Origin of the sequence: Hwangdonia seohaensis (assembly GCF_031932625.1) — a bacterium.
Lineage (GTDB): Bacteria > Bacteroidota > Bacteroidia > Flavobacteriales > Flavobacteriaceae > Hwangdonia > Hwangdonia seohaensis.
This window is the reverse complement of sequence record NZ_JAVSCK010000001.1, coordinates 711617-724523: the sequence shown is the minus strand read 5'-3', so window position 1 is coordinate 724523 and position 12907 is coordinate 711617. Positions and strand designations below refer to the sequence as shown.

The 12907-nt window shown below is 37.9% G+C and carries 9 protein-coding genes; 3 read left to right on the top strand and 6 right to left on the bottom strand.

The features are described from left to right. Positions 1-115: 115 nt before the first annotated feature. A complete protein-coding gene (locus RNZ47_RS03125) occupies positions 116-3247 on the top strand; it encodes a SusC/RagA family TonB-linked outer membrane protein (protein WP_311936224.1) in 3132 nt (1043 codons plus the stop codon). Positions 3248-3258: 11 nt separating this feature from the next. Continuing rightward, complete coding sequence (locus tag RNZ47_RS03120) at positions 3259-4740, top strand: SusD/RagB family nutrient-binding outer membrane lipoprotein (RefSeq protein ID WP_311936221.1); 1482 nt, start codon at positions 3259-3261, stop codon at positions 4738-4740. Between the two features lie 84 nt (positions 4741-4824). Here the strand turns inward: RNZ47_RS03120 and RNZ47_RS03115 are convergent, their stop codons facing one another. Together RNZ47_RS03115 and RNZ47_RS03110 are read right to left on the bottom strand one after the other, a co-directional pair. Beyond that, the gene (locus RNZ47_RS03115) at positions 4825-5850 is read right to left on the bottom strand and encodes an aminotransferase class I/II-fold pyridoxal phosphate-dependent enzyme (protein ID WP_311936218.1); all 1026 of its coding nucleotides are present in this window, start codon (positions 5848-5850) and stop codon (positions 4825-4827) included. Positions 5851-5857: 7 nt separating this feature from the next. Further along, positions 5858-6868: a dipeptide epimerase gene (locus tag RNZ47_RS03110; RefSeq protein WP_311936216.1), complete on the bottom strand. Its 1011-nt coding sequence runs from the start codon at positions 6866-6868 to the stop codon at positions 5858-5860. Between the two features lie 69 nt (positions 6869-6937). On the opposite strand from RNZ47_RS03110, the gene RNZ47_RS03105 reads away from it, so the two are divergent. Then, a complete protein-coding gene (locus tag RNZ47_RS03105; RefSeq protein ID WP_311936214.1) occupies positions 6938-7528 on the top strand; it encodes a carboxymuconolactone decarboxylase family protein in 591 nt (196 codons plus the stop codon). 763 nt (positions 7529-8291) lie between these two features. On the opposite strand, the gene RNZ47_RS03100 is transcribed toward RNZ47_RS03105, so the two are convergent. The 4 genes from RNZ47_RS03100 to accC all read right to left on the bottom strand — a co-directional run bounded on the left by RNZ47_RS03100 (position 8292) and on the right by accC (position 12869). Continuing rightward, positions 8292-8741, bottom strand: coding sequence for a 3-oxoacyl-ACP synthase (locus RNZ47_RS03100; RefSeq protein WP_311936211.1), 450 nt, complete (start codon positions 8739-8741; stop codon positions 8292-8294). A 51-nt stretch (positions 8742-8792) separates the two neighbouring features. Further along, positions 8793-9905: an NAD(P)/FAD-dependent oxidoreductase gene (locus RNZ47_RS03095; RefSeq protein ID WP_311936209.1), complete on the bottom strand. Its 1113-nt coding sequence runs from the start codon at positions 9903-9905 to the stop codon at positions 8793-8795. 4 nt (positions 9906-9909) lie between these two features. Then, on the bottom strand, positions 9910-11436 hold the full coding sequence (locus RNZ47_RS03090) for a sulfatase family protein (RefSeq protein WP_311936208.1): 1527 nt from the start codon (positions 11434-11436) through the stop codon (positions 9910-9912). Positions 11437-11516: 80 nt separating this feature from the next. After that, positions 11517-12869: an acetyl-CoA carboxylase biotin carboxylase subunit gene (accC, locus tag RNZ47_RS03085; RefSeq protein ID WP_311936206.1), complete on the bottom strand. Its 1353-nt coding sequence runs from the start codon at positions 12867-12869 to the stop codon at positions 11517-11519. Positions 12870-12907: the final 38 nt, after the last annotated feature.

The window sequence follows — 12907 nt, the reverse complement described above, 5'->3', positions numbered from 1 at the left end:
AAACGCACTAAATATGCAATAAACATATTAATATTGCAAAAAAATGCATAAAAAACACTCATAAAAACGCAAACATTACTATATTTGAGAGACTATTAATTCAAACTCTTAATTTATGAACAAAAAAGCAACCCTCTCTTTTCTTGTTTTTTTTGCCGCTACATGCAGTTTTTTGTTTGCTCAAAACATAACGGTAAGTGGTGAAGTAACCGATGCGTCAAGCGTTCCGTTACCAGGTGTAAACATTCAAGTAAAAGGTACAAACAAAGGAACATCTACTGATTTTGATGGAAATTATTCTATTTCCGCAAATCAAGGCGATGTACTGATTTTTTCTTTTGTTGGTTTTAGAACAAAAGAGGTTTCCGTAACGGGAACAAAACTAGATGTGACTCTAGAAGAAGATGCAAGCAAACTGGATGAAGTGGTAATTACGGCGTTTGGTGTTGCTAAAAAACAGAAATCTTTGGGATATTCTGTAACCCAAGTGGATGCCAATGATGTTAATTTAACGGGGCAAACTAACGCTCTTGAAGCGCTTCAAGGACAGGTTGCCGGTGTGCAAATTAACCGAACCTCTGGATCTGCTGGTGGTGGTGTCGATATTCTGATTAGAGGTATTACCTCGGTTAATCCTTCCAGAAGTAATCAACCCTTAATTATTGTTGATGGTTTAGCGCTTAATAATGATACGTTTTCTGGTGAAGTAAGACCAAGTTCAGGTTCAAATTCACCAAATAGTGCAGAACAATTCGCGTTTTCTAACAGAGCGGGAGATATAAACCCTGAAGATATAGAAAGCTATAATGTTTTAAAAGGTGCAGCTGCAACCGCGCTTTATGGCGTTAGAGCATCAAATGGTGCCATTATTATCACTACTAAAAAAGGTAAATTAGGAAAGGCTAAAATAAATTTAACAGCCTCTACTTCTTTTAGGGAAGTTAAAACAACGCCTGATGATCAAACCGAATATCGCGAAGGTTTTAACAACCTGCCTAGAACCTTGTATACACCAGAAACCGATATTGGGTTTACAAGATTAGGAGGAACTTCTTTCTATTCTTGGGGACCAAGATTTAGCGATGATTCTGCAACTTTGGGCAATGGCGATGTTGTAGACCTTTCAAACGATGCCTATTATAGTCCTTATGATATTTTTAGAACTGGCGTTAACACACAAATAAACTTAAGTGTTAGTGGTGCTACCGGTGTTATGGATTATTTCTTATCTGTTGGTAATAGTAGCGACGAAGGTATTTTACCAAACACAGATTACGAAAAAACGAATCTTAGATTAAAAGCGGGTTATAAGGTGACCGACAATTTCACTATTAATAGCTCAATTGCCTTTACCAATTCTGGTGGTAGGCGTGCAAATGGTGGAGATAAATCGGTAATGAGTGCCCTGTCTTATTTTTCAGGAACATTCCCAATTAATGATTACCAAAATCCCGATGGGTCCGAGCGTGATTATTCCTTTGGAATTATTGATAACCCAAGATATTTAATGGAAACCAGCAGTCTTGTTGACGATGTTAACCGTTGGGTAGGTAATGCGACCTTTAATTGGCAACCAAAAGAATGGGTAAATATTACCTATGCTGCCCAAATTGATAATTATTCAGACAGACGTAATCGTTATGTAGGCCCCGATTTAGATGGTGGTTCGCAAGTTGGTGGTTTTATTTTAAATCAAAATATAAACTTCACAGCTTTAGAATCTAACTTATTGGTTGCATTTACCAAAGATTGGTCTGATGATTTTACTACAGATTTAACTTTAGGACATCAAGTTTCAGATACTAAAAGAGATTATGATGAAGCACGTGGTGAAGGTTTAAATATTGCAGGCGTTAACGAAATAGGTAACACAACCAATTTCTTTATAGACAATTCGTTAGTGCAGTTGCGCAACATGGGTGTTTTTGGCGAGCTTAAATTGGCTTACAAAGACAAACTGTTTTTAACCTTAACAGGCCGTAACGACTGGTTGTCAACCCTACCAAAAGAAAACCGGTCGTTCTTTTACCCATCGGCTAGTTTAGCCTACGATATCACTAGTCTTTTTGGAGATAGCGACATTTTCTCTTTTGGAAAACTTAGAGCCTCTTGGGCAGAAGTAGGTAAAGGTCCGGGGTTTGGCGATGTTGGACAATATTTTGTAGTTGATGGCGATTTTCCATTTGCTGGCTCTGGCGGATACAGAAGAAGCACGAGACTAGGAGATTTGGCAATTCAACCAGAAAGCAACAAGTCTACTGAATTTGGTGCTGATTTACGATTTTTCGATAGTCGCATTCGTGTAGATTACGCTTATTTTAAAACCAAGGTTCAAGATCAAATTTTCAATGTGGGCACAGCGTATTCCTCTGGATTATCTGCTATTACAAGAAATGCAGGAGATTACGAGGTTTTTGGACATGAGCTCTTATTAAGTTTGGATATTATTAGAAAAACAGACTTTAAGTGGAATATGATTTTAAACTGGTCTACAAGCGAAGGCAACGTACTTGATATTCCTGATGATATTGAGGCCATTATATTTGCCGATGCCGGTTTTGCTGGTGTAACTTCCGAGGTTAGAGAAGGCGACAAAATGGGTAACTTATATGGTTACAAGTGGCGCTACGAAAACGGACAGCGTTATATTGGAAGCGACGGTTTGCCCCGTGTTAACCTAGACGAAAGAGTTATGGTTGGTAATGCATTTCCAGATTTTATATCTTCCGTTAATAACAGTTTTAAATGGAAAGGTATCGGATTCAATTTTGTATTAGAATACAAAAAAGGAGGCGATCTTTACGATTCCGGAATGCGTAACTCTATTAGAAACGGTGTTCGTGGCATTACAGCCTATCGTAATGTAGATACTGTTTTAGATGGCGTTATGGACGATGGCAGTGGCGGTTTTACTCCCAATACCATCGAAACAACAATCGATCAAAACTACTACAGAAGTTCGACACGTTACAACAGGGCTTCAGAGATTTTAGTGCAAGATGCTTCTTGGGTAAAACTAAGAAACATAGGGCTGTCTTACGATTTTGGATCTAGTCTTACTGAAAAATTAAAAGTAGACAAACTTAGCTTTAACGTAAGTGCCAATAACATTTTGTTATGGACACCGTTTGATGGATTCGACCCTGAAGGAAATCAATATAGCGCAGGAAGTAATGTTTATGGATTTACCGGGTTAAGTATACCGTTAAGCCAGAGTTATTCATTTGGTCTTAATATTATATTTTAAAAAAAGAAATTATGAAAAAATTTAATATAACAACTACAATTTTAGCATTGTTCGTTATTGCGCTCGTAGGGTGTAGTGATGAATATTTTGATGTGAACACACCATCCAATACCGCTGCATTAGAGGAATTGGGGATGAAGGACTTAATAGCGCCTGTGATCCATAGTACCATGGAAGGGCAACGTTCGGCAGAATTAGCTTTTGGAAACTATACCCAGTATTTTGTTTCAACCGGTGGAGGTGCTGCAGGACAAACCTCAGCAAGTGGTCTTTGGACGCAAGTATATCTTTATATCTTGCCAAACTTAAAAGTGGTAAAAGAAAAGGCTATTGAAAACAATGCGCCACATATTGGTGCTATTTCAGATATTTTAGTAGCCATCAATTTAGGAATAGCAACAGACACTTGGGATAATATCCCATATTCTGAAGCAACCCAAGGACCAGACTCTAACTTTCCTGCATTTGATACGCAAGAGCAAATCTATACCGAGATTTTCAATCTGTTAGATAGTGCCATAGCGGCTTTAAGTGCTGCCGATACTTCTGGTTTCAATTTAGGCTCTGCAGATTTAATTTACGGAGGCGATTCAGATTCTTGGTTAAGAGCAGCCTATACCATTAAGGCGCGTTACCAACTACATGTAATGGGCAAAGGCGTTACATCGGCCAACGATGTTTTAACCACCATCGCCAACGGGTTTACATCTAACGCTGATAATTTCGCCATGTATTATGACGAAAAAAACATAAACCCTTGGTATTCGGCAGAGGTATTGTCTCGTGAAACCGGTAACCTAAGCAACGATATTGCCAGTCAAATTGTAAGTTCTACGAATGGCGATTATTACCCATTTAATGGGGCCATTACCATAGACCCGAGGTTACCCGAAATTGCAGAAATACCAGATGGCGATACCGAATATAGAGGTTTTATAAGTGGTGGCGCTGGTAAATCCCCAAGTGGTTTGGTAGATGCAAATACCCGATTTAAAAGCGATGGTTTTTACACAAGTATAGACTCGCCTTTAATTTTAATATCGTATGCCGAGGCTATGTTTATTAAGGCTGAAGCTGCATTTTTAGCAAACGGAGGCACCACAACCAGCGTAGGAACCAATGCCACAGCTTATACAGCCTATATGGATGGAATTGCTGCAAGCATGGACATGTGGGGTGTTGACGGGACAGATTATATCGCCGATACTTCTATAGACGTTGGTGAAGGTAGTTTAGCCTTGCATCACATTATGAAAGAGAAATACATCCACAACTATTTAAACCCTGAAACATTTGTAGATTTTAGAAGATACGATTTTTCAGATGATGTATTTACTGGTTTAACCATTAGAGAGGAAGAAGATAGCGATGGTGATTATTTCGGACAATGGTTTAGACGTGCCAATTATCCATCAACGGAATTAAACAGAAATGAAACCAATGTTTTAGCGAATCAGCAAGAACCAATAACACCGGTTTGGTGGGATCAATAGAGTAGTCTAATTTTTAAATAGAATTAAAACCGTTCTTCAATTTAATAGAAGAGCGGTTTTTTTATGCGCTTTATTATAGATTTTTCACAAAGAAACCAAGGCCTCTTTCAACCTTGTTAAATCTGCTTTAGTGTGGTTTGCAGTTATTACAATCCTATTCATGTCATCTATATAATTGGGGTATTTAAAGTTTGAAATGATGATGTCTTTTTTAAATAACTTATCATATATATCTTTAGAATTACAATATATAACAGGGTAGTTTTCATTAAACTTAAAAGCATCGCTCAAACTTAAATCTTTAAACAAAAACCTCAAATTGGCTTTAAGTTTTTCTTGTTGGTTTTTAATCAGGTTTTGCGATACCATATAACTTTCTAAATAAGCCGCATTGGCACAAGATGATGACACAAAAAGCACTTCGTTTTTAATAGCGTTAATAAAGTTTTCATCTGAAGCAATAACACCTCCCGAAAGCCCTAAAGCTTTTCCCAAAGAAGCTATCATTATTTTCCTTTTTAGGTTTTTATTTTGGATGGTTTTAAAAACACCTTCACCCTGTTTTCCCAAAACGCCCAAGCTATGCGATTCATCGACTAAAAGCGTTATCTGTTTTTCAGATGAAATTTCTTTTAAAAAACGAAATGATGTGGGCTCAACTTCCAAAGCTAAAATAGCATCGACTGTAATAACAACCGATTCCTTTGTGTTATTAAGAAGGTTTTTATGCAGTTTTCCGTTTTCAAATAAAGGCAAACTTTTGCTGTGTAAAATCGCCGGATGCGTTTTTGGGTAGTGATAAAATGTGCTTTCCGTTTTAGATAAAAACTCTAAAACCAATTTCCCCGCTAAAGTTCCAGAAGATGTTGTGAGCGATTTTTCAGTGCCTATTTGTGTGGCGAACAACTGTTCTGCTCTATCAAAAATCGATAATTTTATATTGGAATTTCTTGAGCTTCCGTAAAACGTGCCCCATTTCGCTATACTTTTTATGAGGGTGTTTTTATATTCGGCATGCGTTGGAAGCCCTAAATAAGCCGTACCGCCAAAGTATAAATATTCCTTTTTATCAATTGATATCGTTCTGTCCGGAAAGCTTTCAACAATCATTAAAACCTTAAATTAAAGAAACTCCCGTTCCGTTTAAATCGCTATATTCTACCTTCCCATTTTTAATCGTTACGCCCTGTGCAATATCTTCGGCCAACAACAACGGACCATCCATATCTACATAATCCAATAAGGGCAATAAATGTGCTATGGCCGAAATACCAACCGAAGATTCCGTCATGCAGCCCACCATGGTTTTCATACCCAATGTTCGGGCTTTGGTAAGCATTCGTCTTGCCGGAGTTAGTCCGCCACATTTTACCAGCTTCACATTAACCCCGTGAAAATGATTGTGGCATCTATCGATATCGGCTTCAATCTGGCAGCTTTCGTCGGCAACAATGGGCAACACCGATTTTTTAAACACTTCGTTATGCGCATCCCAATCATCGGCCTTTAAAGGTTGCTCTAAAAACTCAACACCTAGCGCCTTTAAGGCCACGGCGTTTTTAATGGTTTCATCAACCGTCCATCCGCAGTTGGCATCAATTCTAAAAACAGCATCGGTGTGTTGTCGCAAAGCTTTAACTATGGCGATATCTTCTTTTGTGCCCAGTTTTATTTTGTAAATAGGCCAGGGCAACTCTTTCATTTTAGCAACCATTTTATCAATGGTATCAATCCCAATGGTGTAATCTGTTAAGGGATTATTATCGGTAGTGTAGTCCCAAAGTTCAAAAAGCTTTTTACCTTTTTTCCGTGCGTACAAATCGTTATAAGCCAGATCCAAGGCACATAACGCAAACATGTTGTGTTTTAAATGCGGATACAAGGCGTCCCAAAATGCTTCGGGCGTTTTGTCGTTATTCGCTTTAATTACATGTTTTATGCGTAATATATCATCAGTCATTTTTTGAATGGTGATGCCGTAATATGGGTTTGAGGTGGCTTCGCCAAAACCAGAAAAACCGGCATCGTTCAACTCTACAATCAATGTGTTTTGTGTGTTGTGCGACTCTCTGGAAATGGTAAATGTGTGCTTTAATTTGAGTTCGAATGGTCTTAATATGAGATCCATAAATATGTTTTTATTTATATGGGAAAGTTAATAAAATTATATCTTTGAAGATACCGAAAAATCAAATTTATGCCATTAGTTACACCATTATCTGCAGACCACGATTTAGAAACGAAAGCGCTTGCCGAATTCTTTAACGAAACCTTGGGATTTTGTCCAAATTCTGTTTTAACCATGCAACGCAGACCAGCCATTAGTAAAGCTTTTATTAATTTGAACAAAGCCGTTATGGCGAATGAAGGTAGGGTAACTTCGGCGTTAAAGCGTATGATTGCCTGGGTTTCGAGTAACTCTACGGGTTGCAGGTACTGTCAAGCGCACGCCATTCGAGCTGCCGAACGTTACGGCGCAGAGCAAGAACAATTGGATAATATTTGGGAGTACCGCACGCATCCTGCTTTTAACGAAGCGGAACGCGTAGCATTGGATTTTAGTTTAGCGGCTTCTCAAGTGCCAAATGCTGTTGATGAAACCCTAAAAAAACGCTTATATGAATATTGGGACGAAGGCGAGATTATTGAAATGCTCGGTGTTATTTCGCTATTTGGATATTTGAACAGATGGAACGATAGCATGGGAACATCCATTGAAGATGGCGCCGTTGAAAGTGGAAATCAATATTTAGGGAAACATGGTTGGGAGAAGGGAAAACATGTTTAATTCCTGCGCAGGCAGGAATCTCATTATTTAAAGTTTTTCTCTTTAAAAGAACGAAATTAATGTCCCATTTATAATGAAAACAATATTTCTTACTCATTTTGTCTTGATACAAAACGAGCCAAAAAATCAAAACGATTATTAGGAAATTGCTAAAGCACCATTCGCTAATAACTTAATACTGAGGGATTTCATTTAATATTGTCGTTTCCAATCCTAAATATTAGCTTTAAATAAGCAGTATCGCTCATTATTTCTGAAAATCGTCGATTCCGACGTTGTCAGAACTTCAAGTTATTTTGAACTTTTAGTTTTAAGAAATAGAATTGGGTTAAGTTTAAAGATAAAAACTCTGAAACTCCCTGTAAACAATGACATAAAAAAAATTTGAATAGTTTTGTCCCGTAAAACAAGCTTAAACACTAGGATTTTAAGAGGCTAAACATCAACTTTTTTTGTAAAAATCTTATAATCAATTATTTATGTTTTCAGCAAAGTGTCCTTTTAAAATAGATCATTCCATTGTAAATTTAATTTAAATATTAAATTATGGAAACATATCTAGGTTATATAGCATTCGCAGCAATATTGAAATCAATAAACGCTGGAAAAGTTTTGCAAATTTTCTTTCTACGAATTCTTTATCCAAAAGCAGGAATTAAAGATATCGAAAGTTTTATAAAGAATACTAAAACAAAATTCAAGCTTCCTAAACTATGGAAGTAAATTTTTAACTCTCTCGCTCAACTCCGGCAACACCTCAACCTCAAACCAAGGAGGTTACGTTAAATTCTATTCCTCTGAAAACCACATTATCTCCAACAGTTTTTCCCATTAACAATTGCCCAATGGGTGTGTTTGGAGAAATGGCGTAAAACAAATGGTTTTCAACTTTTAACTGTCCTGCACTTACAGCCATATAATAGTTAGCACCCGACGTATAAACGACGCTGCCTAAACCAACCGTTTTGGATTTCTTTTCCGTATCGATTTTAGAAAGTGCTTTTTTGATTTTAACAATTTCAGCAAGCTGATGTCCTGCTTTTTCGCGTTCCAATTGTAACATAGCTCGCCCCGTTTCGTGCTTATCGCCTGCACTACTTTTGGTTTCAGAGAGCAAAGATTCTTGGATTTCGCTTATAGCGTGCTGAACGGTTTGATAACGTTTTTCTACAAACTGAACACATTGGTTGTAAAGTTCTTCTTTTATATTCAATTTATTATTATTAAAAGTGGATTCCGCATCAAGTGCGGAATGACAGATACGTTAAATTAAATCTGCTAATTCTTTTCCAATTACACTACCAATGGCAACGCCCATACCACCAAGTCTTACACCACAAAACACATTGTTACCAAGTTGTTTTACAATGGCTTTTTTTTGATTTCCAACACCCATAATCCCACTCCAACGGTGGTCAACTTCAAATGGGATTTCCGGTAAAATGGTCGTTTTAAGTAACATTTCAAGTTTGTTTTGAACAAGATCGGTTTGATTTAATTCGGTGGTTTCCTCTGCTTTAAAATCAAGATTGCGTCCACCACCAAGTAAAATTCTGTCATCAATATTTCTGAAATAATAATACCCTTTATCCAAATGAAAAGTGCCTTTTATATGCAGGTTTTTAATGGGCTTTGTTATCAATACTTGGGCGCGTGCCGGTTTTACCTTTTCGTTAATTAACTCCGAGGAAAACCCATTTGTAGCAATGAGCAATTTAGTGCTTGAAAACTCGAACAAATTGGTTTTTATTTTAACCGAATGAGTGCCTTCTGAAAAAGCTTCAACCTTTATATTATTCAATATTTTTACGCCACTTTTCAATACCAAATGCATCAATGAATCCATCATTTTTCCAGTGTCAATTTGCCCTTCAAACGCATTAAAAATATATTGGCCTTGTATATTCTTAAAGTTGAAACTATTGCCTTTTAAGCTGAAAACCTCCTGATTAAAAACGGGTTTCAACAACTTATTTATATGTTCTTTTTTCGAAAGACAGTCTTCAAATAAATCTGAATCTGTTTCTGTAAACAACTCAAAACCGCCCAATTGCTGATAATCAATGTTTGCATCTCCTAATGTGTGGCGTAAAAGTTTTAAGCCGTTGGCCCGCTTTTTTACCAAATTAACAACGGCTTCTTCGGAGTGTGATTTTAAATCGTCAAGAATCTCACTTAAACTCCCAAAACACGCAAATCCTGCATTTTTGGTACTTGCGCCTTGTGGCAATATGCCCTTTTCCAAAACGAGGATATGGGCTTTTGGGAAACGCCGTTTTAGTTGTAGCGCGCAATTTAAACCCACAATGCCGCTACCCACAATAGTAAAATCTACATGGGTTAGCCACGATTTAATTTCCCAATAGGATAAGTTCAAAATATTATTGTTTTTCTAGCTCTAAAGCCTGTATTAAAGCCTCTAATTTTTCGGGATGCGTTTCTGCTAAATTATGTTGTTGCGCCCGGTCTTCTTTTAGATTATAAAGCTGATAAACAGTGTCTCTCCCTGTTTCAATATTTACCCATTTGTTTGTCATTTTATTGCCTTTATGCGGTGGAATTAAAACCCAATCACCATGTCGGTAAGCCATAATATTATTCTGTCCCAAAATAAGTCCTTCACGTCCTTTATCGGATTTTCCTAAAAAGGCATCTAATATATTTTTACTGTCTGGCGTCGTATTATCCTGTCCCGTTAAAGCGGCAAACGAAGCTGTGAAATCCATTTGGGAAACCAACGCATCGGATACGCCTGGTTTTATGGCGCCTTTCCATCTAATCATAAATGGCACGTGGGTTCCGGCATCAAAAAGACTGTACTTTCCGCCTCTAAGTCCACCTGCTGGTGTATGTTTTCCGTTTTTTTCTAAGGCATCATCTTTATAGCCATCATCTAAAACGGGGCCATTATCACTTGAAAATATAACGATGGTATTTTCAGAAAGCCCTAATTTATCAAGCTCATCCAAAAACCGGCCAACAGCCCAATCTGCCTCAACAATAACGTCACCTCTTGGACCCAATCCTGAAGCGCCAACAAATCTAGGATGTGGGACTCTGGGAACGTGCGGTTGGTGCAAGGCATAAAACAAGAAAAACGGATTGTTTTTGTTTTTATTGATGTATTTAATGGAAGCTTTTAAAAAATCATTATTCATATCTTCGTCTATAAATAAAGCTGATTTGCCGCCTTTCATATATCCAATTCTCGAAATGCCGTTATGAATGCTCATATCGTGCCCGTGGCTTGGGTGTACTTTTAATAACTCAGGATTTTCTCTTCCGGTAGGTTCGCCTTCAAAATTCTTTTGATAACTTACATAAATTGGGTCTTCTGCTGTTAAGCCAACAACCTTATGGTTTTCTACATAAATGCTGGGTACCCTATCGTTTGTTGAGGCCATAATATAGGCGTAATCGAAGCCAATTTCCAAGGGGCCGGGGGCGATTTTTTTGTTCCAATCCATATTGGCGTCGCCCAATCCCAAATGCCATTTCCCAATAACACCTGTTTTATAGCCAGCTTGTTGCAACATTGACGGAAGCGTCTGTTTTCCCAATTCGAAAAGTAAGGGCGCATTTCCGGGCAAAACCTGTGCTCGTTTTGTTCTAAACGGATAAGTGCCGGACAATAATGAATATCGGCTTGGTGTACAGGTTGGCGATGTGGCGTATCCGTTTGTAAACCGAATACCTTCGTTCGCAATGCGGTCAAAATTTGGGGTTTTCAATTCTGTTGAGCCATAAGAACTTACATCTCCAAAACCTAAATCGTCTGCATAAATAACAACGATATTGGGTTGTGATTGGTTTGTGGCTTCTTCCTGGTTTTTATTGTTATCCTTTTTACAGCTAACCAAAGCTATTAAAAGAATTAAGCTCAAAATTTTACCGTATACCTGTTTCATAAACTAAGTTGTTTTATGTGTTTTTAGATTAAAATCTAAATTAAAAAAAAACTCCGAAATTGCTTTCGGAGTCTTATTCTTTATTCTTCTATTGGCTTTTCTATTACAAAATCTTCCATAAACTTGGTGGTATAATTACCTGCCAAGTAATCTGGATGATCCATTAATTGCCTATGAAAAGGAATGGTTGTTTTAATGCCTTCAATTACAAATTCATCTAAAGCACGCTTCATTTTGCTAATCGCTTCCTCTCGGGTTTGCGCCGTTGTAATTAATTTAGCAATCATTGAATCGTAATTTGGCGGAATGGTGTAACCTGCATATACATGCGTGTCTAAACGGATGCCATGGCCTCCTGGGGCGTGCAATGTTGTGATTTTCCCTGGTGATGGACGGAAGCCGTTAAACGGATCTTCAGCGTTTATTCTACATTCTATGGAATGTAGTTTTGGTGTGTAATTTTTTCCGGAAATTGGCACTTTTGCCGCCACAAGAATTTGCTCGCGAATTAAATCGAAATCTATAACTTGCTCTGTAATGGGGTGCTCTACTTGAATACGCGTATTCATTTCCATAAAGTAGAAATTACGGTGTTTATCCACCAAAAACTCTACAGTTCCTGCGCCTTCGTATTTAATAAATTCTGCCGCTTTTACTGCTGCTTCTCCCATTTTTTTACGAAGTGCATTCGTCATAAATGGAGAAGGAACTTCCTCTGTTAATTTTTGATGACGACGTTGGATGGAGCAATCTCTTTCGGATAAGTGACAAGCTCTCCCGGTAGAGTCGCCTACAACTTGAATTTCAATATGCCTTGGCTCTTCAATAAGTTTTTCCATGTACATATCGTCGTTGCCAAATGCGGCTTTAGATTCCTGTCGTGCAGAGTCCCAAGCGTCTTTAAGGTTTTCTGGTTTCCAAACGGCACGCATACCTTTACCGCCACCACCTGCAGAAGCTTTCAGCATAACCGGATAACCAGTTTCCTTGGCCAGTTTTTTACACTCTTCAAAGTCTTTAATTATACCCTCGCTTCCCGGTACACAAGGCACACCTGCAGCAATCATGGTTGCTTTGGCATTGGCTTTGTCTCCCATTCTGTCTATCATCTCGGGCGAAGCGCCTATAAATTTAATATCGTGCTCTTCGCAAATTTTTGAAAACTTAGCGTTTTCAGATAAAAATCCATATCCGGGGTGAATGGCATCGGCGTTGGTGATTTCCGCTGCAGCTATAATATTAGAGACTTTTAAGTAAGACTCGCTACTTGCTGGCGGACCAATGCAAACAGCTTCGTCTGCAAACTTTACATGTAAACTCTCAGCGTCGGCAGTAGAATATACCGCCACGGTTTTAATGCCCATTTCTTTACAGGTTCTAATAACACGTAATGCTATTTCTCCTCGATTGGCTATCAATATTTTTTTAAACATAACTTAGAATAAATTATGAATTCAGAATTCTGAATTCC